Here is a 21,918-nt window from a genome sequence, read left to right as displayed (position 1 = left end):
CGTCACTCCTCGCCGAAGTCCCCGCCGTCGTCCCCGCCGTCGTCGCCGCCGAAGGCGTCGTCCATCATCTCGCCGGCGACCAGACCGCCGGCCACGCCCAGCGCGGCGCCCGCCACCACGCCGCCCATGCCCGGGCCGCGCCGGCCGTGGTGGCCCGGCGCGCCGTAGTGGCCGGGCGCGCCGTAGTGGCCGGGCGCGCCGTAGTGGCCCGGCGCGCCGTACTGGCCGGGGGCGCCGTAGTGGCCCGGCCCGCCGAAGCCCTGGGCGCGCAGGCCGCCGTAGCGCGAGGTGGTCTCCCGCAGCCAGCCGTCCACGACGGGCGTCCAGTCGGTGCGGGCGGCGTCGCTGTGCGGAACGGAGTATCGGCCGAAGACGTCCTGCCCGCCGGTGAAGAAGCCGCCGCGCTTGTCGCACTCCAGGATCACCTCGACGCCCTGCTGACTGGTCACGAACGTCAGCTCGACCTCGGTGACGGTCTGCGCGTACTGCGGCGCGGCGAAGAACTCGATCTCCTGGTAGAACGGGAGCGTCTGCGGCACCCCGTAGATGTGGCCGCGCTCCAGGTCGGCGTGCTTGAACCGGAAACCCAACGCCTGGAACGCGTCGAGGATCCGCTCGTGGATCGGCAGCGGGTGCACCGACACCTGGTCCAGGTCGGACTTGTCGACCGCCCGGGCCACCGCGACCTCGGTGCGCAGGCCCATCGTCATGCCGTGCAGCCGCTGGCCGTAGACGTCGGTGACCGGGGTCTCCCACGGCACCGGAAGCTGGAACGGGATGGCCAGCTGCTGCTTCGGGGCCAGCTCGAACGCGCCGCTGACCGGCATCCGGTGGAACTCCATGACGCCGGCGTACTCGGTGTCGCCGCCCTCGATCTCGACCCGGGTGACCAGGCCGACGCTGATCTGCTCGATGCGCGCCGGCGCGTCGCCGCCGACCAGGTTGACGTGCCCGTCCAGGGCCAGTCCGGGCCGGGTGTTCGGGTTGGCGAGCACCGTGTCGACGCTGGGGCCGCCCACACCGAACGCGCTCAACATCTTCTTGAAGACCATCGGTCACTCCCGTGGGGCACGGCGCTCCGACATGGACCGTCGGACGCTGGTGAGGGGACCCTAACCGCCGTCGCTGAGAAGTGGCTGAGAAACACCCCCGGTCACGTCGGAGCGCCGGTGACCGTCGTAGATCTCCGTCACCCGACGGAGATCGACGTCGCCGGCGGCCAACTCGACGGCGACCTGCTCGACGGCGTACAGGAAGCCGCGGATGTCGGCCGGGGCGAGCAGCGCGGTGTCCGCCATCAGCGACAGGTGGACGCGGTCGGCGGGGCCGCTCGCGTCCACGTACAACGGCATGCCCTCCGCCTCGGCCGTCTGCGGCCAGTCGAAGGTGGTCCCGGCGGCCAGCGCGGGCAGGTCGGCCGGCCCGGGCGGGGCGCCCGGGGGGCGCGGTTGCAGCGACCACCGGTCGTTGAACTGGCCGCCGGGCGCCGGCAGGGCGTCGGCCGCGACGCGCGCGGCGGCACGACCGTCGTGGCGGGCGTGCCGCATCGCGGCCGCCATCGCGGTACGGGCGTGGCCGAGCAGGTCGTCGAAGGTGTCGCCGGAGACGTCCATGGCGAGGCGGACGGCCTGGTTGAGGCTGGTCACCGTGTGGCGCAGCGCCGGTTCGGCGCGGTTGCTCTGCATGATGTCGAGCGGATAGACCGGCCCGGCGCAGACCGTGCGGACCAGCGCGTTGGTGATGGCGAGCAGCGTGACCGAGGTGCTGGCGCGCAGCCGGCGGGCGGCCAGCCGCAGCGCCGCTGCGGCGGCGGCGGAGGCCAGTTCCCCGCGCCAGTAGCGGGGGCTGACCGGGGCGAGCCGGGGCGGCAGGGGCGCGGCCGGCAGCCGGGCGAGTTGCCGGCGCAGGTGGGCGAGGGCGTCGACGTTGAGTCGCTGCCCGTCGAGGGACCGCTCGAACGCGGCCAGGTCGACGGGTTGCGTCGCCGGCCGGGCCGGCGGCGCGGCGGCGCCGTCGGCCCGGGCCCGCAGCAGCTCGGTCAGCTCGGTGACGAGCAGGTCGGCGCTGAGGTGGTCGGCGGCCAGGTGGGAGACGGCGAGGACCAGCAGTACCGGTACGCCCTCGTGGGTGGCGACGGTGAACCGGATCGGCAGCCCGGTGTCGTGGTCGAACGGCGTCGTGCCGGCCTGCCGGACGGCGTCGGTGACCAGGTCGGCGAAGCTCACCGGGTCGCCGTCCGGCCGGTCGAGGACCTCGACGCGCACCGAACCCCGGCCGAGGACGTGCTGGCTGCCCTCACCGGCCGGGCCGGCCGGGAACACCGTCCGCAGCGACTCGTGCCGCTCCAGCAGGTGGGCGAGTTGCGCCAGCACGTCGTCCAGTTCCAGCAGCAGGGGTACGGGCAGCCACCGGGTCAGCACGAAGAACGGTTTCAGCTCCGGCAGCCACTGCCGGAAGACGTCCCAGGTGCCCTGCTGTCCCCAGGTCAGGTGGGCGGACCGGTCGGCGCCGGCGTGGAAGGTGACCTCGGCGCTGCGACGTGTGATCAACGGGTGTCCTCACGAGAAGGGTGGGCGGGGTCAGGGCACGGCGGCGGGCACCGGCTCGGACGCCGGGCGGGTGAACAGGACCCGGCGCAGGCACAGCACGCTGTAGGTGAGCCCGGCGGTCCAGCTGGCCACCACCGCCCACATCACGGCGTCGATGCCGAACGGGCCGTTCAGCAGCCAGGCGAACGGGATCTGCACCGCGACGAACGCGATGAGCGTGCAGACCAGCGGCGCGGTGGTCCGTCCCGAGCCGTTGAGGTAGCCGTGCGTGACCACCATGACGGTGTAGAGGATCAGGAACGGGTAGATGATCGTCAGGTAGCGCTCGGTGAGGTCGCGGGTCGCCGGGTCGTCGGTGAAGACGGCGGCGAGCGGGGCCCGGGCCACCAGCACCACGCCGGCGACGACCACCGACAGCACGGCGGTCAGCCGGATGGTGCGCAGCAGCCCCTCCCGCGCGCGGGCCCGGTCGCCCGCGCCGAGGTTCTGCGCGGCGAACGCGGTCACCGCGCCGGAGAAGTCGAGGAACAGCATCCCGGTGAACAGTTCGATCCGGGAGACGATGGTGAAGGCGGCGAGCACCACCTCGCCGTACGACTGGATGATCGCGACCAGCACCATGATCCCGACGGCGAGCACGATGTGCTGGCTGGCCAGGGGCAGGCCCAGCCGGGCGGCGTCGACGAGTTCGCGGCGCACCGCCGGGCGCGGGCCGCGTCGGCGGACGGGATGGGCGCGGGCGGCCCAGACCAGGCCGACCACCAGGGCGGCGGTGCTGGCCACCCCGGTGGCGAGCGCCGCGCCGGCCACTCCCCCGCCGAGCACGGCGACGAAGACCCACACCAGCACGACGTTGGCGATGCTGCCGATGCCCTGCACCCACATGGCGGACCGGGAGTCGCCGAGCCCTCGGAAGTAGGCGCTGACCGCGGCGGTGCCGAAGATCCCCGGGAAGCCGACCGCCAGGGTGGAGAAGAACCGGGCCGAGTCGGCGGCGAGCCGGCCGTCGATGCCCATCACCGCCAGCGCCGGGTCGACCAGCAGCGTGGCCAGGACCACGCAGCCGGCCGACCAGACGACGGTGAGCAGGGCCAGGGCGGCCACCACGTCGCGCCGGCGGTCGACCTGCTGCCCGCCGGTCAGGTGGGCCAGCCGGATGGTGAACGCCGTGCCCAGCCCGATGAACATGGCGTTGAGCAGATAGAACAGCGGCCCGCAGGCGCCCACCACGGCCAACCCCTCGACGCCCACGTAGCGACCGACGACGATGCTGTCGACCAGCAGGTAGCCCTGCTGCAGCAGGTTGGCGGCGGTCAGCGGCAGGGCGAAGCCGACGATGCGCCGCAGCGCCGGCCCGGCGGTCATGTCCGACATGCCGTCCTCCGATCGGTGTGGATTCAGGCGGTGTCGGCCGCGAACGCGACCAGGTCCTCGACGTGGTAGGCGATCTCGGCGACGGTGCGGTCGGCGAGCAGGTCCGCCACGTCGTACGTCACGCCGTGGCGGACCGCGATCGTGTTGGCCACCGAGGCGGCCATGATGGAGTCGCCGCCCAGGTCGAAGAAGTCCGCCTCGACGTCGAGCGTGGGATAGCCGAACGCGAGGGCCAGGCACTGCGCCACCGAGCGCTCGACGTCGGTGTGGTCGCCGTCCGGCCGCCCCTCCAGCTCCACCACCACCGCGTCCACGGTGGCCCGGATCTTCTCGGCGGCCTGGCTGAGCCGCAGCTCCAGCGCCTGCATCTCGTGTTCGACCTTCGCGTCGATCTCCGGGGCCAGCCGCACGTCGTAGGAGCGCAGCAGGTGGATCAGCTCGCCCCGGTAGTGCAGTTCCCCGGCGAACAGCCGGGACCGCCCGGAGCGCAGGCCGGCGTCGAGGATCTCCAGCGCGGTCGCGGTCGGCAGGGCCCGGAACATGGTGTCGCCGCTGGTGCCGTGGTCGACGGCCATGCCGATCTCCTTCCACGCGACCCAGTCCAGGGCGAGCACGTGGGTCGGCCCGCCGGCCCGCGCCCGGGCGACGTTGTCCAGGTAGTAGTTGGCCGCCGCGTAGTCGGCCTGGCCCGGGGCCGGGAACACCGAGGCCACCGACGAGAAGTGCACGACGAAGTCCGGCGGGTCCTCGCGGGTCAGCTCCTCCAGGTGGAACGCGGCGTGCAGTTTCGCCCGGACCACGGCGTCGAAGTCGGCCGGCTCGCGGAACATGACGGTGCTGCCACCGGGCAGGCCGGCGGCGTGCACGACGCCGTCGACGCGGCCGAACTCGGCGCGGACCCCGGCCAGCGCGCCGGCCAGGGCGGCCGGGTCGCCGGCGTCGGCGGCCACCACCCGCACCTCGGCGCCGAGGTCCGCCAGCTCCCGTACCGCCCGGATCCGGGCCGCGCGGGCGTCGCCACCGGGCCCGGCGAGCAGGTCCGGCCACTGCGCGCGCGGCGGCAGCCCGGAGCGGCTGAGCAGCACCAGGTTCACCCCGGGCTGCCGGCCGGCGAAGGACCGGGCGACGGCCAGGCCGAGCGCGCCGGTGCCGCCGGTGACCAGGTAGGTCCCGCCCGGCTTCAGGTAGACCTGCGGCCCGTCGGTGTCGACCTGCGGCACCTCCACGAAGACCTCGTGCAGGCGCCGGCCGTCGCGGAGCAGGAACACGCCGCGCTCCGGGGAGAGGATCTCCGCCCGGACCGCGTCGGCCGGCGCCGTCGCGTCGACGTCCAGGTGGGTGACCCCGAGGTACGGGTACTCGCGGCCGACGACCTTGCCGAAGCCGACGAGCGCCCCGTTCTCCACCACCACGTCGGGTTCCCCGTCGTGGGCGCACACCGCCCGACGGGTGAGCACGGTCAGCTCCAGTTTCGCGCCGGCGGCCATCAGCGCCCGGGTGAGGTGGAAGAGGCTGCCCAGGTTCTTGGTGGTGCGCCGGTCCAGCTCGCCGCCGTCGCGGGCGGGCGTGGCGTCGAAGCCGAGCGCGTGCACCACGTGCGTGATCCCGGCCGCGCCGACCAGGTCGGCGATCTCGGCGTACGAGTCGGCCGAGCCGGCGTCGAAGGGCGCGCCGTCGGGGCGTACCGGCTCGCCCAGGCGCAGCACGCGCAGGTCGGCCAGGCCGGTCGCGGCGAGCAGCTCCTCGGCGTCGGTGTCCGGGTCGACCAGGGCCAGCACGCGGGCCCCGGCCACCGGGTCCGCCGGGGCGGGCGCGGGCGCGAAGACCGTGTCATGGGTGACCGGTTGCTCCTCGTCGGCGGTGCCGAGGGACAGTTGGTCGCGCCAGGTGTCCGGGAACTGCACCCAGGCGGGGACGGTGTCGAAGACGTACCCGGGAAGGCGGACGATCCGGCGGGGGCCGGGCGACAGCCGGCGCCAGTCCACCGGCGCGCCGGCCAGATAGCGGCGAGCCTCGTCGCCGAGCGGCCCGTCCGGCGGCGGCGCCGCCCCGTCGGCAAGCGAGGCGACCAGTTGCCGGCGCAGGTCGGCGACGTCGCGCACGACGAACGCGGCCCGGTGCCGGTGGCTGCTGCGCGAGACCTGGCTGGTGTGGCAGATGTCGGCGATGTCGACGCCGTCGAACCCGGCGGCGTCGATGAACCGCACGTAGCTCTCGCCGAGGCGCACCAGCGACTTCAGTGTGGCCGCGCTGAGCGTGAACAGGTGGGGGCCCCCGCCGGCGGGGGCCGGTGCCGGCGGCGCGACGTACTCCTCCAGGACGACGTGGGCGTTGGTGCCGCCGAGGCCGAAGGCGCTGACCCCGCACCGGCGCGGGCCGTCGGGCGACTCCCACGGTCGCAGGCTGGTGGAGACGTAGAGCGGTCCGGCGGCGAAGTCGAGCTTCGGGTTGGGGTTCTTGAAGTTGGCCTGCGGCGGGATCATCCGGTTGCGCAGCACCGCGATGGCCTTGATCATCCCGAGCACGCCGGAGCCCTCGAACAGGTGCCCCACGTTGGCCTTGACCGTGCCGACCGCGCAGAAGCCCCGGTCGGTGGTGTGCCGGGCGAAGGCCCGCTTCATCCCCTCGTGCTCGATCGGGTCGCCCACCCGGGTGGCGGTGCCGTGGGCCTCCAGGTAGCCCAGCGTGCGGGGGTCGACGCGGGCGTTGCGCCAGGCGGCGTCGAGCAGGTCGGCCTGCGAGTCGGAGTCGGGGTTGGTGATCCCCTCGGTGTTGCCGTCGTGGTTGACCGCGCTGCCCTTGAGCACGGCGTAGATCCGGTCGCCGTCCGCGAGCGCCTCCGCCATCCGCTTGAGGACGACGGATCCGGACCCCTCGCCGAAGCCGGTGCCGTCGGCGGCCTCGTCGAAGGTGCGGGTGACCCCGTCGGACGACTCGATGCCGATGTTCGAGTGCGGGTGCTTGACCGGGGAGAAGACGATCCGCGCGCCGCCCACCACGGCCATGTCGCAGTCGCCGGCGAGCAGCGCGTTCTTGGCCTGGTGCACCGCGACCAGGGTGGCCGAGCAGGCGGTGTCCACCACCAGGCTCGGGCCGCGCAGGTCGAGCAGGTGGGACAGCCGGTTCGCCAGCATCGCCGGGATGTTGCCGGTGATGGCCTGCTGGCCGTTGTTCGGGTCGACCCGGCAGATGTAGTCCAGGTAGGTCGATCCGGGGTTGACCGCGAACCCGACGAACACTCCGGTCCGGCTGCCGCGCAGCCTGTCGAAACCGTAGCCGGCGTCCTCCAGCGCGAGGAACATCGCGCGCATCACCATGCGGTGGTGCGGATCGGTGAGCGTGGCCTGGCGCGGGTTCATACCGAAGACGGTGTGGTCGAAGGTGTCGACCTCGTCGAGGAAGCAGCCGTGGTGATAGTCGATGTCGGGGTCGGGCACCGGTTCGATGCTGGTGGCCCGCAGATAGCTGACGTATTCGCGCAGCTTCTGACGGCGGTCGGCGGGGAACGGCCGGGTGAGGCTCGCGCCGGAGCTGACGATCTGCCAGAAGCCGTCCAGGTCGGTGGCGCCGGGAACCTCGACCGAGAGGCCGACGACGGCGATGTCCGTGTCCATGCGGTGACTCACCTCTCCGCGATGCGGGTCAGGAATGCGCTGAGGGTCTTGCCGTTGACCTCGTCGAACTCGGTGACGCCGGCCGCCCGCAGCGTGGTGACCGTCCGCACCCACTCCACCGGGGTCCAGAGCTGCCGGGCCAGCAGGTCGGCGGCCTGCGCCGGGTCGAGCACGTCACCGGTGACGCTGGACACCACAGGCGTGTGCGGGGCGGCGAACACGCAGTCGGCCAACGCGGCCCGGAACCGCTCGGCGGCCGGGGCCATCAGCGGCGTGTGGAACGGCCCGCTGACGTTGAGCGGCACGACCCGTGCGCCGGGCAGCGCGCCGATCGCCTTGGCCGCCACCGCCAGTTCGGCGCGGTCCCCGGCGATGGTGTTCTGGGTGTCGGCGTTGAGGTTGGCCAGGAACACCCGGGGCAGGCCGGTCTCGGTCAGCGCGCGCCGCACGAAGGACACCGGCAGGCCCTGGACCGCCGACATGCCCCCGCCGGTGACCTCGGACATCAGCTCGGCCCGCCGGTCGACCAGCCGCAGCGCGGCGGCGAGGTCGAGCACTCCGGCCGCGACCAGCGCGTTGTACTCGCCGAGGCTGTGCCCGGCGAAGTAGTGGTAGTGCCGCTCGGCGGTCAGTTGCCGTGCCAGCAGCGCGTTCACGAAGAAGACGGCGGGTTGGGCGTAGCGGGTGTCGCGCAGTCGCCGGTGCGGGTCGCGGGTGCACAGTTCCTCGATCGACCAGCCGAGGATCTCGTCGGCCGTCGCGGTCTCCTGCGGGTACCTGCCGAACAGGTCGGCGCCCATCCCTCTGCGCTGCACGCCCTGACCTGGGAAGAGTAGACAGTGCACGGGGTGTCCTTTCAGCGTCGGATCGAGGTGAAGCGCAGCGCGCGGGCGCCGGCGCCGAGGCACTCGCGGGTGAAGCGCCGGGCCCCCGGGCCCGGGCCGCAGTCGAGCACCGTGGTGATGCCGGCGTCGGCGACGGCGTGCAGGCTCGCGGTCGCCCAGTCGACCGGGCGGACCAGCACCTGGTCGAGGAACTCGTCGACCAGGTCAGCGCCGGGGGGCAGCGTGCGGGGGGCGTCGGCCGCGTACACCGGGATCCGCAGCGCCGCGGCGGGTGGCAGCGCGCCGACGAAGTCCCGCTCGCGGCGCACCTGCTCGGCGGCCGGCGCCAGGTGCGGGCTGTGGAACGGCACGGTGTTGGCGAGGAACGTCCAGCGGACCGCGCCGTCGCGGAACACCGGCTCGTGGTGGGCCCGGAAGTGCAGCAGGTCGTCGGTGCGCCCGCTGAGCACGCCCGTCGTCGGCGTGTTGACCAGGCTCACCGAGACGGGCCGCCGGCTCTCCCGCCGGTAGCACTCGACCAGGGCCGCGAGGTCGTCCCGGGACAGCCCGCTGACCACCGCCATCGGCGCCGGCCGCACGCCGGGCTCGCCCCGCTCGGCCCGCGCCGGATCGGTCGCGTGCGGCGGGTCGGTCGCGTGCGGCGGCCCCCACGTGTCGGCCGGGCCGGGTGGCCCGGCGGTCACCTGGTGGGCGCGGACGAGACTGAGCGCGACCAGCCGGAGCGAGGTCTCGGCCAGCGCGAGGAAGTCGTCGGTGCGCTTCGGTCGCAGGCCGGCGACGATCGCCGCCTGGAGGCCGATGCTGTGCCCGAGGACGGCGGCGACCTCGTCCAGCGCCGTCAGCTGCGGTTGCAGGTCGCACAGTTGCAGCAGGTGGACGCAGACGCCGGCGGCGACCGAGTCGTCGGTCGCCCCGGGCGGCGCGGCGCCGGGCGCGGCCAGCCAGCGCCGGAGCCGGGCCCCGGCGGGCGGCGTCGGACCGGGTGTCGGGCCGAGGTGCTCCACAAGCGCGTCGAGGGTACGGAACATGCGGTCGAAGAACGGCGCGTTCTGCGGTTCTGCGAATCGCTCACCGAGCACGGTGAGCAGATTTCCCTGGTGTCCACCTATTCCGTCGAAAAGGGCCAGGACACGCCGGGGCGAGGCGAGCGTTTCCAAGGATCTCCTTGCGGATCGGGGTGTTGTCACGCAATTCGAACGTGCCCGTGACCTCAATGTTGCGGCATGAGGACCCGTCTAGCGTCCGATGTGGACGCTGCTTCTTCGCAGGTGGCGGGCGGGGCACCGCGAACAGTATGCGAACCATCGCGCAGCGTCAATAGCACTCCGCGCAATTCCCGAGTTTGCGCAGCTCAGTCCACTCGCGCTCGACTGCCCGCAAAAGAATTGCCAGGCAGGTACCATTTGTCCCGCTGATTGAGGTACGCGCAGCCACCCCACGAGGAATTAACGCAGCTGACACCGTTCATCAACGCGGCCATGGTGAGATGTGATCATGGAGCGGGTAGATCTTAGTGCGAAAGTGCCCCCGGAGGGGCCATTTCGTACCAAGATCTCCTCAGGACGCGGGGGGAGTGAAGTCGCCGGCCTTGATCGCGTTGACGAAGGTGGTCCAGTGGGTGGCCGGGTAGACGATCGTCGCGGCCGCCCGCGCCTTGCTGTCGCGCACCGCCACCCGGCCGGACCCGTCGAGGACGGGGCCCGCCTCGACGCAGTTCCCGCCGTTGTCAGGGCTCCTGGTGCTGACATGCCACGCGACGTCCGGCAGGGTCTCGCTCATGACAGCTCCTCTGCGACCGCTGCGATCAGTCTCGCCGACTCACTCACGCTGAGTGCGGCCTCCCGGAGGCGATTGTACGCGCGGACGTATCTCTGGGCCTTGTCCGATTCCATGAACAGCCGACCGCCCAGCGTCTCCGTGTGTGCCACGTCCGGGTACGGATACGGCATCTTGAAGAGCCAGAATGTTCCATCCAACCCGGCGTGCAGCCCGAGCGAGGGCGGGAGGACCCGGATCTCGACTGCCGGCCGGCGGGTCGCATCGACAAGGTGCGCGAGCTGGCCCGCCATAACTGACCGGCTCATCACCGGTCGTCTGAGTGCCGCCTCCTCGATGATCACGGCCAACCTGGTCAACGACGGTCCGTCGAGCAACCGTTGCCGATCCATTCGGAGCTGGACCCACTTGCGGATCTGGACCTCGCTCGTGGAACTCGGTTCGGCGTTCCGGATGACCGCCTCGGCGTAATCCCTGGTCTGCAGAAGCCCGGGAATCAGCAGCGCGGCATAGGTGCAGATCTGCTCGGCCTTCGACTCCAACCACGGGAAGTCGATGAAGGACGTGTCGTAGACCGTTTGGTCGAATTCGTTCTCCCAGCGATCGACGCGCCAGGCGTCCTGGGCGAGTTGGACGAGACGGTCACGCTCCCGCTCGTCATAGACGCCGTACAGGTCCAGCAGTTCCACCACGAGATCCCGGCGGAACGGCCACTCGGCTCGCTCGTACCGAGCCAGCGACGAGAAGTCCCGCTCCAGGAATCGCGCGACGTACTTCAGGGTCAGACCTCGCCGCTCCCGCAGCTCGCGCATCTGCTGGCCGAGCCACTGCGCTCGCAGCGTGCGGACGAACGCTTCTCGTCTTGCCGCCATGCTCACCTCTCCGGGCACCCGTTGAGAAAGGAATCCGTTGGTGTCGTTGCACCAATCCCGAAGCCACTGGAAATGTGGTCTTCGGGTGAAGGTGATCACCGGCCCCCGGGGACGCCCGGTGCAAGCGCAGTAACCGCGGCTGTGCCACCAGCCGAGAAGATGACGAGGGACGGCCTCGCGGGCGGCAACCGCATACCGGCTCTCGTCGGGCCTCTACCTGGAGCCGCGCCACACGCGCAATCCGGCTCCGACCGACTTGCCTGAATACCTACCACGCAGACCGGGGCGCGCGCGACCCCGACCTGCTCGACATCACCGATTCACCGGCAGCCCGGTGCGCCGTACCCGCCGATCGAGCGGCCCTGCGCGGAGACCAGGGCCGCTCCCTCTACAGACGAGGAGAGGCAACCCATGATCCGAGGCACCCTCCACCCGACGGTCGTCCGCGACCGCCGGTTCACCGTCGTCGGCTTCGGCCGCCGCGGTCTCGATCCGCAGGAGGTACGCCGCTTCCTGCGCCGCGTCGCGCGGGAACTCGCCACCGCGCACGACGGGCTGGCGCGCCTGGCGGACGAGAACGCCCGGCTCAAGCGGGCGCTGCGCGAGTGGCAGAGCGCGCACCGGAGGCAGCCGTGAGCCCCGATCGCGACGTGGTGTTCGCGCCGCTCCCCCGCGCCGTGGTCGAGGCGTTCGCCGAACCCGACGACGCGCCGCGCCGGCACGTCGTGCACCTGCCGATCACCGTCGTCGGGACGGACCAGGCGATGCGCTTCGCGTACACCTTGGCCCGTTCGCTGGCGGCGGTCCCCGGGCTGGAGGTCGCCGGCACCACCGTCTCCGCCGAGGACGCCCAGCACGTACGACGCTGGGTCTTCTGTGACCTGGTCATGCCGGATCGCCGCCGGTGCCTGCGGGCGGCCGACCACGACGGGCCGTGCGAGCCCGACACCGGGTGAGTCAGCCCACGTCGACGACGACCAGCTCACCCACCTGCTCGCCGAGTTCCCGGCGCGCCTCGGCGGCCAGGCCGGCGTCGGTGACCAGCACGTCGGCCTCACCCAGCGGGGCGATGGTGGCGATGCCGATGGTCTCCCACTTGGTGTGGTCGGCCAGCACGACCAGGCGACGGGCCGCGCCGATCAGCCGGCGGTTCACCGCCGCCTCCAGCAGGTTCGGGGTGGTGAAGCCGGTCCGCCGGCTCATCCCGTGCACGCCGAGGAAGAGCAGGTCGACGTTGAGCGCGGCGATCGCCGCCTCGGCGACCGGGCCGGTCAACGCGTCCGACGGGGTGCGGATGCCGCCGGTCAGCACCACGGTCTGGTCGGGGCGGGGGTTCTGGTAGAGCGCGTCCGCGACCGGGATCGAGTTGGTGACCACGGTCAGCCCGCGTACCTCGGCGAGCCGGGCGGCCAACGCGGCCGTGGTGGTGCCGGCGGAGAGCGCGACGGCCATGCCGGGCTCGACGAGCCCGGCGGCCCGCGCCACGATGGCCTGCTTCTCGGCCCGTTGCCGCACCGACTTGGCGGCGAAGCCGGGCTCCTCGGTCGAGCCGGGGCCGGCCAACGTCGCGCCGCCGTGCACCTTGTCGATCAACCCGCGGTCGGCGAGCACCTCCAGGTCCCGCCGGATGGTCATGTCCGACACGCCGAAGCGGCTCACCAGGTGGCTGACCCGGACGCCGCCGCGCTGGCGGATCAGCTCCAGGATGGCGCTCTGCCGTTGCTGGGCGAGCATCAGACCCGCTCCTCGCGGACCACCGCCACCTCGCCGGGCGGCACCGTCAGCTCGCCGTCGCACCGCCCGCCGCCGAGCAGTTCGGCACCGGTGACCGGCAGGCGGGCCGGCTCGTCGGTGTGGTTGACCACGAACAGCCAGCTCCGGTCCGCCGAGCGGCGGCGGACCACCTCCACCCCGGCCGGCGCGGGCGCCGCCGGACGCACGCCGGCCTCGGCGAGCAGCCGGGCCATCAGCCGGTCGGTCGCCGCCTCGTCGAGTCGCGTGCCGACATACCAGGCGGCCCCCGCGCCGACGGCGTTGCGGGTCAGCGCGGGCACGCCCGGCAAGGGCCCGTCGGTGTACGCGGCCAGCACGTCGGCACCCTCGGCGTGCAGCCACTCGGTCCACACGTCGGCGTGCGAGCCGTCGTCGAGGCGTACCGTCTCGCCGGCGCGCAGCGGGAAGAACTCCTCGGTGCGGACGCCGAGCAGGTCGCGGTACGCGCCCGGGTAGCCGCCGAGCCGGATGTGGTCGTGCTCGTCGACGATGCCGCTGAAGTAGGTCACTAGCGCGGTGCCGCCCGCCGCCACGAACTCGCGCAGCACGGCGGCGTCGGCGTCGCGGGTCAGGTAGAGCGTGGGCACGAGCACGAGCCGGTAGCGGGACAGGTCGGCCGACGGGTGCACCACGTCGGCGGTGACGCCGGCCCGCCAGAGCGCGCCGTGCAGCGCGGTGACCCGGTCGGTGTAGGTGACGTCCACGCTGGGGTGGGAGTCGAGTTCGACGCCCCACCACGCCTCGTAGTCGAAGAGCACGGCGACGTCGGCGTCGACGCGGCTGCCGCGTACCTCGGCCAGCGCCCGCAGGTCGGCGCCGAGCCGGCAGACCTCGCGGAACACCTTGGTCTCCGGCCCGGCGTGCGGCACCAGCGCGGAGTGGAACTTCTCCGCGCCGGCGCGGGAGGCGCGCCACTGGAAGAAGAGCACCCCGTCGGCGCCGCGTGCCACGTGCGCCAGGCTGTTGCGGCGCAGCTGCCCGGGCGTCTTGGCCACGTTGCGGGGTTGCCAGTTGACCGCGCTGGTGGAGTGCTCCATGAGCAGCCACGGCGCGCCGCCGGCCACGCCGCGGGTGTGGTCGGCGGCGAACGCGAGGTCGACCTCGGGGTGCGGGTGGGCGGCGTTCAGGTAGTGGTCGTTGGCGACCACGTCCACGTCGGACGCCCAGGAGTGGTAGTCCATGTGCTTGATGCCGGTGCCGACCATGAAGTTGGTGGTGACCGGCTGGGTGACGAGCCGGTCCAGCACCTCCCGCTCGGCGCGGAGCTGGGCGCGCTGCTCGTCGGAGGAGAAGCGCAGGAAGTCGAGCTGCTGCGTCGGGTTGGCGAAGGTCGGCGCGGCACGCGGCGGGTTCACCTCGGCCCAGTCGTGGTAGCGCTGGCTCCAGAACGCGGTGCCCCAGGCGGCGTTGAGCGCGTCCAGGTCGCCGTAGACCCCGCGCAGCCAGCGCCGGAACGCCTCGGCGCTGACGTCGCAGTAGCAGTGCACGTTGTGGCAGCCCAGTTCGTTGGAGACGTGCCAGAGCACGACCGCCGGGTGGGCGGCGTACCGCTGCGCGACCGCCTCGACCAACGCGACGGAGCGTTCCCGGAAGACCGGCGAGCTGGGGCAGTACGCCTGCCGGCCACCGGGCCACAGCACGGTGCCGTCGGCGCGGCGGGGCAGCGTCTCCGGGTGCCGGTGGGCCAGCCACGGTGGCGGGCTGGCGGTGGCGGTGGCCAGGTCGACGCCGATCCCGCCGTCGTGCAGCACGTCGAGGGCCCGGTCCAGCCAGCCGAACTCGTACGCGCCGGGGGCGGGCTCCAGCAGGGCCCAGGAGAAGATGCCGACGGAGACCAGGTTGACGCCGGCGCGGCGCATCAGCGCGACGTCCTCGATCCACACCTCCTCGGGCCACTGCTCCGGGTTGTAGTCGGCGCCGTAGAAGATTCCCTCGCCGTGCCAGGTCCGCATGAGAGCAGAGGGTGCCCCCGTCCGGCACCCAAGTCAACACTTTCTAACATCGATAGTCATTACAACGTTTACCATCTTTATTCCCTGTCCAGAACAGCTTTTCGCCCTCTTGACAGCGCCGAACCAAGGGGTAGCTTCAACCGCCACCGGCTATTTCTGTTTGGACGTGTGGATTCTCGGTGGATCTCGTAGCACACCTCTCCACGCAGGAGGCGCAATGTCCCGTCCCCGTTCGCAGGCCGAGTACCTCGCCCGGCTCGTACCCCCGTCCGTCGCCGGCCTGAACCGGCGCTCGCTGCTCGCCGGCGCGGCCGCCACGGGCGCGCTGCTCGGCACCGGCGCGCTCGCCGGATGCGGCGACTCCGACTCCGGCTCCGGCGGCGACGCGAAGAGCGTCTCGCTCGGCTCGAACCAGTCGGACCCGAAGCCCAAGGACGTCATCGCCAAGGTGATGGACGGCTTCAAGACGTCGTCCGGGGTGACCGTCAACGTCAACACGGTCGACCACAACACGTTCCAGGAGAACATCAACAACTACCTGCAGGGCAAGCCGGACGACGTGTTCACCTGGTTCGCCGGCTACCGGATGCGGTTCTTCGCGGCCAAGGGCCTGGCCGGTGACCTCAGCGACGTCTGGGCCAAGCTCGACGGCTACTCCGACGCGTTCAAGAAGGCGTCCACCGGCGACGACGGCAAGCAGTACTTCGTGCCGGCGTCGTACTACCCGTGGGCGGTCTTCTACCGCAAGTCGGTCTGGCAGCAGCGCGGCTACCAGGTGCCGACCACGCTGGACCAGCTCACCACGCTCGGCGCGCAGATGAAGAAGGACGGGCTGAACCCGATCGCGTTCGCCGACAAGGACGGCTGGCCGGCGATGGGCACGTTCGACATCCTCAACCTGCGGATCAACGGCTACCAGTTCCACGTCGACCTGATGGCCGGCAAGGAGGCGTGGACCTCCGACAAGGTCAAGAAGGTCTTCGACACCTGGGCCGGCCTGCTCCCCCTGCACCAGCCGGACGCGCTGGGCCGCACCTGGCAGGAGGCCGCCCAGTCGTTGCAGCAGAAGAAGAGCGGCATGTACCTGCTCGGCCTCTTCGTCGGCCAGCAGTTCAGCGGCGCCGACCTGGAGGACCTGGACTTCTTCACGTTCCCCGAGGTCGACTCCACGATCGGGGCCAAGGCCCTGGACGCGCCGATCGACGGCTACATGATGGCCCGCAAGCCGAAGTCCAAGGACGCGGCCACCAAGCTGCTGACCTACCTGGGCTCGAAGGACGCCGCGAACGTCACGGTCAAGAACGACCCGAGCACCCTGGTCGCCAACAGCGGCGCGGACACCGCGAGCTACACCGCGCTGCAGAAGAAGGCCGCCGAACTGGTCGGCTCGGCCACCGAGATCGCGCAGTTCCTCGACCGGGACACCCGGCCGGACTTCGCCTCCACCGTGATGATCCCGGCGCTCCAGCAGTTCATCAAGAACCCGAAGGACATCAGCGGGATGCTCACCAGCGTCGAGAACCAGAAGAAGTCGATCTTCACCAGCTGACGGCGGAAGGGGGAAGGACACCATGTCCGACCTGCCCCTGATCCACGCGGATCGCGCCGTGCCGCCACCGGCCGCGACCACCGCCACCGGTGGTGGCCGCGGCCGCCGGCTACGGCTCCTCTCCGGCACCGACCGCGTGGTGATCACGCTGATGGTGCTGGTGCCCCTGCTGCTCGTCCTCGGCCTGGTCTGGCTGCCGGCGGGGGCCACCGTGCTGCTCTCCGGCACGAACTGGGACGGCATCGGCCCGATCGGCGAGATCGACTGGGTCGGGCTGAAGAACTATGACGACGTGGTGCACAACTACCCGCCGTTCGTGCCCGCGGTGCAGAACAACCTGCTCTGGCTGGCCGCGCTCTTCGTGGTGGCCACCCCGTTCGGCATGTTCCTCGCCGTGCTGCTGGACAAGGAACTGCGCGGCAGCCGCTTTTACCAGACCGCGCTCTACCTGCCGGTGGTGCTCTCGCTGGCGCTCGTCGGCTTCATCTGGCAGCTCATCTACAGCCGCGACCAGGGCCTGCTCAACGGCGTGTTCGGCGGCGAGACCGACTGGTACGGCGACCCGAACGTCAACATCTGGGCGGTGCTGGTGGCCGCCGGGTGGCGCCACGTCGGCTACATCATGCTGCTCTACCTGGCCGGCCTGAAGGGCGTCGACCCGTCACTGCGGGAGGCCGCCGCGGTCGACGGCTCCTCGGAGACCAGCACGTTCTTCCGGGTCGTCTTCCCGGTGATGCGCCCGATCAACATCATCGTGCTGGTGGTGACCGTGATCGAGTCGCTGCGCGCGTTCGACCTGGTCTGGGTGATCAACAAGGGCCGCAACGGGCTCGAGCTGATCTCCGCCCTGGTCACCCAGAACGTGGTCGGCGAGGCCAGCCGCATCGGCTTCGGCTCCGCGCTGGCCACCATCATGCTGGCCGTCTCGCTGATCTTCATCACCATCTACCTCTGGACCGTGATGCGGGAGGACAAGCGATGAGCACCGCCGTCTCCCCCGGGCGCCGCCGGCCGGTGCGGCCCGCCCGGGTCGTCCTGCACGTCTTCCTGGGTACGGTCGCCGTCGGCTGGCTGTTCCCGCTGCTCTGGGCGGTGCTCACCTCGTTCCGCTCCTACCAGTACACCGCCGTGCACGGTTACGTCTCGTTCGGCGGCTGGACCATCGACAACTACGTCACCGCGTGGCAGACCGCCGAGTTCGGCAAGCACTTCCTCAACTCGGTCTACATCACCGTCCCGGCGGTGCTGCTCACGCTCTTCCTCGCCTCGTGCGTGGCGTTCGTGATCGCCCGGTTCAGCTGGAGGCTCAACATCGCGCTGCTCGGCCTCTTCACCGCGGCCAACCTGCTGCCGCAGCAGTCCCTGCTGATCCCGCTGTTCCGGATGTTCACCGAGATCCCGCTGCCGGCCTGGATGAGCGACTCGGAGCTGCTCTACGACAGCTACTGGGGGCTGATCCTGGTCAACGTCACGTTCCAGTGCGGGTTCTGCGTCTTCGTGCTGAGCAACTACATGAAGGCGCTGCCGCACGAGCTGTACGAGGCGGCGATGGTCGACGGGGCGAGCGTGTGGCGGCAGTACTGGCAGGTCACCATGCCGCTGTGCCGGCCGGCCCTGGCCGCGCTGGCCACGCTGGAGGTGACCTGGATCTACAACGAGTTCTTCTGGGCCACCGTGCTGATGCGCAGCGGCGACAAGTTCCCGGTGACCAGCTCGCTGAACAACCTGCGCGGCCAGTTCTTCACCGACAACAACCTCGTCTCGGCCGGCTCGGTGCTGGTCGCGATCCCCACCCTGGTGATCTTCTTCCTGCTGCAGAAGCAGTTCGTGAGGGGCCTGACGCTGGGAGCCTCCAAGGGATGACTCCGGGCTCCGGGCGGTGACGTCCATAGAGCGATATGACCAGGAGGAATAATTATGCCTCTCAGTCATAGCGCTCATTACTCTTGCCCTCTCCGCTGGCGTCGCTCCGCGTGACGAGCGTGGGGCACTCATAGGGAATCGAGCGGTCATGAAGCCTTCGGTCATCGTTCACCTGCGCCGGGCGGGGACCAGCCTGGTGCTCGACGCGCGCGGCTCGGGGCTGCCACGAGTCGTGCACTGGGGCGCCGACCTCGGGCCGCTGTCGACCGCGGACCTCTCCGCGCTGGTCGACGCCACCGTCGCGCCGGTGGTACCGAGCAGCTTCGACGAACCCACCGTGCTGTCGCTGCTGCCCGAGGGGAGCGCGGGCTGGAGTGGCCGGCCCGGGCTTGCCGGCCACCGCGACGGCCGGGACTGGTCCACGGCGTTTCGCCTGGTCGGTCTCGACGTGAGTGCGGGGAGCCATGATGCGGGTCACGTGGCCGACGGCGGGGAGGCGGTGCGCGTATCCGACGGGGAGCGGGACCACGACGGCGGCGGGGCGGCGCGGGTGACGGTGCGGGCGGCGGACCCGGGCGCGGGGTTGAGCCTGACCGTCGAGATCACGCTGGACGCGGCGGGGTTGCTGACGCTGCGGCACCGGCTGCGCAACGACGGCGACGGCCGCTACGAGCTGCGGGAGCTGACCCCGGTGCTGCCGGTGCCGGCGGTCGCCACCGAACTGCTCGACCTGACCGGGCGCTGGTGCCGGGAACGCGCGCCGCAGCGGCACCCGTGGCCGATGGGCGCCTGGGTGCGCGAGGGGCGGCACGGCCGCACCGGGCACGACGCCACGCTGCTGCTCGTCGCCGGTACGCCCGGCTTCGGCTTCGGGCACGGCGAGGTGTGGGCGGTGCACACCGCGTGGAGCGGCGACCACGTCACGGTGGCCGAACGCCGCCCGACCGGCGAGGCCACGCTCGGCGGCGGGGAGCTGCTCGCGCCCGGCGAGGTCGTGCTCGGGCCGGGCGAGGAGTACGCCACCCCGCTGCTCTACGCGGCCTGCTCGGCCGACGGGCTGGACGGGCTCAGCGACGTGCTGCACACCAGCCTGCGCGCCCGGCCGGGCCATCCGCGCACGCCCCGGCCGGTGACGCTCAACGTGTGGGAGGCGGTCTACTTCGACCACGATCTGGACCGGCTGCGCGGGCTCGCCGACCGGGCCGCCGAGGTGGGCGTGGAACGCTTCGTGCTCGACGACGGCTGGTTCCGCGGCCGGCGGCACGACCTCGCCGGGCTCGGCGACTGGTGGGTCGACGAGCAGGTCTGGCCGGGCGGGCTGCAACCGCTCGTCGACCACGTCCGCGGGCACGGCATGCAGTTCGGGCTCTGGGTCGAACCGGAGATGGTCAACCCCGACTCCGACCTGTTCCGCGCCCACCCCGACTGGGTGCTCCAGGCGCCCGGCCGGCTGCCCCCGGCCTGGCGGCACCAGCAGGTGCTCGACCTGGCCCACCCGGACGCCTACGCGTACCTGCTCGGCCGGCTCGACGCGGTGCTGGGCGAGCACGACGGGATCGCCTACCTGAAGTGGGACCACAACCGGGACCTCACCGAGGCCGGACACGGCGGCCGGCCCGGCGTGCACGCGCAGACCGTGGCGGTCTACCGGCTGCTCGACGAGCTGCGTGAACGGCACCCCGGCCTGGAGATCGAGAGCTGCTCCTCCGGTGGCGCCCGGGTCGACCTGGAGATCCTGCGCCGCACCGACCGGGTCTGGGCCAGCGACTGCAACGACGCGCTGGAACGGCTGGCCATCCAGCGCTGGACCGGGCTGCTGCTCCCGCCGGAGCTGATCGGCACGCACATCGGCCCGGACCGCTCGCACACCACGCACCGGGTGCACGACCTCGGCTTCCGGGCGGTCACCGCGTTCTTCGGCCACCACGGCATCGAGTGGGACATCAGCGCGATCGACACGTCCGCCCGGGCCGAACTCACCGCCTGGGTGGCGCTGCACAAGCGGCTCCGCCCGCTGCTGCACGGCGGGCGGGTGGTCCGGGTCGACCACCCCGACGAGGCCGTGCAGGCCCACGGTGTCGTCGCCCACGACCGCTCCCGAGCGGTGTACGCGGTCAGCCGGGTCGCCACCTCGGTGGCCCAGGTGCCGGGCGCGGTGCGGCTGCCGGGGCTGGACCCGGAGCGGCGCTACCGGGTGCGGCCCCCGGCCGGGGCGCCGGAGCCGGCCGCGCTGGAGCTGGCAGCGCCGGGTTGGCTGACCTCCGGCACCGGGGTGACGCTGCCCGGATCGGCGCTCGGGACTGTCGGCCTGCAACTGCCCGCGCTGCACCCGGAGCAGGCGTTGCTGCTGGAGGTCACCGCCGCCTGAGCACTATTCCACAGTGGCGTCGAACGCCCGCCGCGCGTTCTCGATCCGCGGCATCTGCGCGTCGGCCCAGTCCAGGAGCGCGTCGATCGGGGCGCGCAGCGTCTTGCCCAGCGGGGTGATCCGATACTCCACCGCGACCGGACGGGTCGCCACCACGTGGCGCTCCACGATGCCGTTGCGTTCCAGGCGTCGCAACGTCGCGGTCAGGGACTTCTGCGTCACCGCCGGGATCGCGCGGCGCAGCTCGTTGAAGCGGCACGGCCGTTCGCACAGCTCGTTGAGGACGCTCAGCGACCACTTGTCCAGCACCTGGTCGAGCAGCTCGCGGTGCGGCGCGTCGATGCGTAGCTCGGCGGCCCGGGGGGCGGTGGTATCGCGCATGAAACCAGGTCTCCTTGAAGTGTCCGCCGTCGACTAGGTATCAATAGTAAACCGCTACATCGCACCTGGAGGAGACCCGATGCCAGTAACCCGCCTCAGCCCCGACGATCTTCAGCCGCACACGCCCTACCACCACGTGGCGGTCGCCACCGGGTCGCGCCACATCCACGTCAGCGGTCAGATCGCCCGCCTCGGCGACGGCACCCCCGTCGCGACCGGCGACCTCACCGGGCAGGTCGCGCAGGTGCTGCGCAACACCGGCCGGGCACTCGCCGGCGCAGACGCCTCCTTCGACGACGTGGTCCGGCTGACCTTCTACGTCACCGACTGGGCACCCGAGAAGATCGGGCCGTTCATGGCCGGGATCGAGTCGGTCGCCGAGGAACTCGGCCTGCCCCGTCCGCTGCCGCCGGCCTCGCTGATCGGCGTCGACCATCTCTTCGAGCCCGACGTGCTCGTCGAACTGGAGGCGACCGCCGTCACGGCGTGACCGGAGTTCCTCGAACTTTCTCGCCACCGGATGTCGAGGAGCGGGGTGGTGGCTTCTACCCGAGGGTGGAAGCACCGACAATCGGTGCTCGGGCGTGAGGAGCCAATCGTGAAGTACATGCTGCTGATGCAGTTCAGCGCCGCCGGGGCCGACTTTCCCGCGGTGGACACCTGGACTCCGGAGGAGTTCCGGGCGCACATCGACTTCATGGGCGAGGTCAACGCCAAGCTCATGGCGGACGGCGAGTTCGTGCAGGGCGAAGGGCTCGGCGGCCCGGAACAGGCCCGGATCGTGCGGGCCGGTGAGAACGGCGCGCCGGTGGTCACCGAGGGGCCGTTCGCGGAGACCAAGGAGTTCCTGGCCGGCTTCTGGATCGTCGACTGCGAGACCCCGCAGCGGGCGGTCGAGATCGCCGCGTTCATCTCGACGGCACCCGGCCCCGGCGGTCGGCCGCTGAACATGCCGATCGAGGTGCGCCCGGTGATGTCCGGCCCGCCGCAGGAGATGTGACC

The 21,918-nt window shown here is 71.8% G+C and carries 19 protein-coding genes; 8 read left to right on the top strand and 11 right to left on the bottom strand.

The window, feature by feature from the left end; genetic code table 11:
• Positions 1 to 2: 2 nt before the first annotated feature.
• From GA0070213_RS21830 to GA0070213_RS21795, 8 genes are all read right to left on the bottom strand, one after another.
• Positions 3 to 1,052: a sporulation protein gene (locus GA0070213_RS21830; protein ID WP_091067889.1), complete on the bottom strand. Its 1,050-nt coding sequence runs from the start codon at positions 1,050 to 1,052 to the stop codon at positions 3 to 5.
• Between the two features lie 60 nt (positions 1,053 to 1,112).
• Positions 1,113 to 2,549 carry a condensation domain-containing protein gene (locus tag GA0070213_RS21825; RefSeq protein WP_091067885.1) on the bottom strand — a complete coding sequence of 479 codons (1,437 nt, stop codon included), beginning with the start codon at positions 2,547 to 2,549 and terminating at the stop codon, positions 1,113 to 1,115.
• A 30-nt stretch (positions 2,550 to 2,579) separates the two neighbouring features.
• Positions 2,580 to 3,923, bottom strand: coding sequence for an MATE family efflux transporter (locus tag GA0070213_RS21820; protein WP_091067882.1), 1,344 nt, complete (start codon positions 3,921 to 3,923; stop codon positions 2,580 to 2,582).
• 23 nt (positions 3,924 to 3,946) lie between these two features.
• Entirely contained in the window at positions 3,947 to 7,537 is a 3,591-nt protein-coding gene (locus GA0070213_RS21815; protein ID WP_091067879.1) for a type I polyketide synthase, read from the bottom strand.
• 8 nt (positions 7,538 to 7,545) lie between these two features.
• Entirely contained in the window at positions 7,546 to 8,382 is an 837-nt protein-coding gene (locus GA0070213_RS21810) for an ACP S-malonyltransferase (protein WP_281182315.1), read from the bottom strand.
• A gap of 11 nt (positions 8,383 to 8,393) precedes the next feature.
• Entirely contained in the window at positions 8,394 to 9,461 is a 1,068-nt protein-coding gene (locus tag GA0070213_RS21805) for an ACP S-malonyltransferase (RefSeq protein WP_091067872.1), read from the bottom strand.
• 478 nt (positions 9,462 to 9,939) lie between these two features.
• Positions 9,940 to 10,161 carry a DUF397 domain-containing protein gene (locus GA0070213_RS21800; RefSeq protein WP_091067868.1) on the bottom strand — a complete coding sequence of 74 codons (222 nt, stop codon included), beginning with the start codon at positions 10,159 to 10,161 and terminating at the stop codon, positions 9,940 to 9,942.
• Positions 10,158 to 11,030, bottom strand: a complete 873-nt coding sequence (locus GA0070213_RS21795) for a helix-turn-helix domain-containing protein (RefSeq protein WP_091068448.1) — start codon at positions 11,028 to 11,030, stop codon at positions 10,158 to 10,160. Before GA0070213_RS21795 ends, GA0070213_RS21800 begins: the two co-directional genes overlap by 4 nt.
• A 411-nt stretch (positions 11,031 to 11,441) precedes the next feature.
• On the opposite strand from GA0070213_RS21795, the gene GA0070213_RS21790 reads away from it, so the two are divergent.
• Positions 11,442 to 11,666, top strand: a complete 225-nt coding sequence (locus GA0070213_RS21790) for a DivIVA domain-containing protein (RefSeq protein ID WP_091067864.1) — start codon at positions 11,442 to 11,444, stop codon at positions 11,664 to 11,666.
• Positions 11,663 to 11,986 (top strand): hypothetical protein, encoded by a 324-nt coding sequence (locus GA0070213_RS32795; protein WP_425412852.1) that lies wholly within the window; start codon positions 11,663 to 11,665, stop codon positions 11,984 to 11,986. Before GA0070213_RS21790 ends, GA0070213_RS32795 begins: the two co-directional genes overlap by 4 nt.
• A gap of 1 nt (position 11,987) precedes the next feature.
• On the opposite strand, the gene GA0070213_RS21780 is transcribed toward GA0070213_RS32795, so the two are convergent.
• Positions 11,988 to 12,764 carry a DeoR/GlpR family DNA-binding transcription regulator gene (locus tag GA0070213_RS21780; protein WP_091067861.1) on the bottom strand — a complete coding sequence of 259 codons (777 nt, stop codon included), beginning with the start codon at positions 12,762 to 12,764 and terminating at the stop codon, positions 11,988 to 11,990.
• A complete protein-coding gene (locus GA0070213_RS21775; RefSeq protein ID WP_091067858.1) occupies positions 12,764 to 14,755 on the bottom strand; it encodes a beta-galactosidase in 1,992 nt (663 codons plus the stop codon). The genes GA0070213_RS21780 and GA0070213_RS21775 overlap by 1 nt, the downstream gene beginning before the upstream one ends.
• 217 nt (positions 14,756 to 14,972) lie before the next feature.
• Here GA0070213_RS21775 and GA0070213_RS21770 point away from each other — a divergent pair, with 217 nt between their 5' ends.
• The 4 genes from GA0070213_RS21770 (at position 14,973) to GA0070213_RS21755 (ending at position 20,535) form a co-directional block, all read left to right on the top strand.
• On the top strand, positions 14,973 to 16,304 hold the full coding sequence (locus GA0070213_RS21770; protein ID WP_091067855.1) for an ABC transporter substrate-binding protein: 1,332 nt from the start codon (positions 14,973 to 14,975) through the stop codon (positions 16,302 to 16,304).
• Positions 16,305 to 16,326: 22 nt separating this feature from the next.
• On the top strand, positions 16,327 to 17,286 hold the full coding sequence (locus tag GA0070213_RS21765; RefSeq protein WP_091067852.1) for a carbohydrate ABC transporter permease: 960 nt from the start codon (positions 16,327 to 16,329) through the stop codon (positions 17,284 to 17,286).
• A complete protein-coding gene (locus GA0070213_RS21760; protein ID WP_091067848.1) occupies positions 17,283 to 18,167 on the top strand; it encodes a carbohydrate ABC transporter permease in 885 nt (294 codons plus the stop codon). Before GA0070213_RS21765 ends, GA0070213_RS21760 begins: the two co-directional genes overlap by 4 nt.
• Before the next feature lie 148 nt (positions 18,168 to 18,315).
• Positions 18,316 to 20,535, top strand: coding sequence for an alpha-galactosidase (locus GA0070213_RS21755; RefSeq protein ID WP_091067844.1), 2,220 nt, complete (start codon positions 18,316 to 18,318; stop codon positions 20,533 to 20,535).
• Positions 20,536 to 20,538: 3 nt separating this feature from the next.
• Here GA0070213_RS21755 and GA0070213_RS21750 read toward each other — a convergent pair whose 3' ends face one another.
• On the bottom strand, positions 20,539 to 20,916 hold the full coding sequence (locus GA0070213_RS21750; protein ID WP_091067840.1) for a winged helix-turn-helix transcriptional regulator: 378 nt from the start codon (positions 20,914 to 20,916) through the stop codon (positions 20,539 to 20,541).
• A 79-nt stretch (positions 20,917 to 20,995) separates the two neighbouring features.
• On the opposite strand from GA0070213_RS21750, the gene GA0070213_RS21745 reads away from it, so the two are divergent.
• Both GA0070213_RS21745 and GA0070213_RS21740 read left to right on the top strand, forming a co-directional pair.
• On the top strand, positions 20,996 to 21,406 hold the full coding sequence (locus tag GA0070213_RS21745; protein ID WP_091067835.1) for a RidA family protein: 411 nt from the start codon (positions 20,996 to 20,998) through the stop codon (positions 21,404 to 21,406).
• 117 nt (positions 21,407 to 21,523) lie between these two features.
• A complete protein-coding gene (locus GA0070213_RS21740) occupies positions 21,524 to 21,916 on the top strand; it encodes a YciI family protein (protein ID WP_217628649.1) in 393 nt (130 codons plus the stop codon).
• Positions 21,917 to 21,918 lie beyond the last annotated feature (2 nt).

Source organism: Micromonospora humi, assembly GCF_900090105.1.
GTDB classification, from domain to species: Bacteria; Actinomycetota; Actinomycetes; order Mycobacteriales; family Micromonosporaceae; genus Micromonospora; species Micromonospora humi.
This window is presented reverse-complemented; position numbering and strand designations above follow the sequence as displayed.

What these genes read in the sequence shown, in the direction of transcription:
- GA0070213_RS21830 (WP_091067889.1), bottom strand. Translation starts at nt 1,052, where the DNA reads ATGGTCTTCAAGAAGATGTTGAGCGCGTTCGGTGTGGGCGGCCCCAGC.
- GA0070213_RS21820 (WP_091067882.1), bottom strand. Translation starts at nt 3,923, where the DNA reads ATGTCGGACATGACCGCCGGGCCGGCGCTGCGGCGCATCGTCGGCTTC.
- GA0070213_RS21815 (WP_091067879.1), bottom strand. Translation starts at nt 7,537, where the DNA reads ATGGACACGGACATCGCCGTCGTCGGCCTCTCGGTCGAGGTTCCCGGC.
- GA0070213_RS21800 (WP_091067868.1), bottom strand. Translation starts at nt 10,161, where the DNA reads ATGAGCGAGACCCTGCCGGACGTCGCGTGGCATGTCAGCACCAGGAGC.
- GA0070213_RS21795 (WP_091068448.1), bottom strand. Translation starts at nt 11,030, where the DNA reads ATGGCGGCAAGACGAGAAGCGTTCGTCCGCACGCTGCGAGCGCAGTGG.
- GA0070213_RS21790 (WP_091067864.1), top strand. Translation starts at nt 11,442, where the DNA reads ATGATCCGAGGCACCCTCCACCCGACGGTCGTCCGCGACCGCCGGTTC.
- GA0070213_RS21780 (WP_091067861.1), bottom strand. Translation starts at nt 12,764, where the DNA reads ATGCTCGCCCAGCAACGGCAGAGCGCCATCCTGGAGCTGATCCGCCAG.
- GA0070213_RS21775 (WP_091067858.1), bottom strand. Translation starts at nt 14,755, where the DNA reads ATGCGGACCTGGCACGGCGAGGGAATCTTCTACGGCGCCGACTACAAC.
- GA0070213_RS21770 (WP_091067855.1), top strand. Translation starts at nt 14,973, where the DNA reads ATGTCCCGTCCCCGTTCGCAGGCCGAGTACCTCGCCCGGCTCGTACCC.
- GA0070213_RS21765 (WP_091067852.1), top strand. Translation starts at nt 16,327, where the DNA reads ATGTCCGACCTGCCCCTGATCCACGCGGATCGCGCCGTGCCGCCACCG.
- GA0070213_RS21760 (WP_091067848.1), top strand. Translation starts at nt 17,283, where the DNA reads ATGAGCACCGCCGTCTCCCCCGGGCGCCGCCGGCCGGTGCGGCCCGCC.
- GA0070213_RS21755 (WP_091067844.1), top strand. Translation starts at nt 18,316, where the DNA reads ATGAAGCCTTCGGTCATCGTTCACCTGCGCCGGGCGGGGACCAGCCTG.
- GA0070213_RS21750 (WP_091067840.1), bottom strand. Translation starts at nt 20,916, where the DNA reads ATGCGCGATACCACCGCCCCCCGGGCCGCCGAGCTACGCATCGACGCG.
- GA0070213_RS21745 (WP_091067835.1), top strand. Translation starts at nt 20,996, where the DNA reads ATGCCAGTAACCCGCCTCAGCCCCGACGATCTTCAGCCGCACACGCCC.
- GA0070213_RS21740 (WP_217628649.1), top strand. Translation starts at nt 21,524, where the DNA reads ATGCTGCTGATGCAGTTCAGCGCCGCCGGGGCCGACTTTCCCGCGGTG.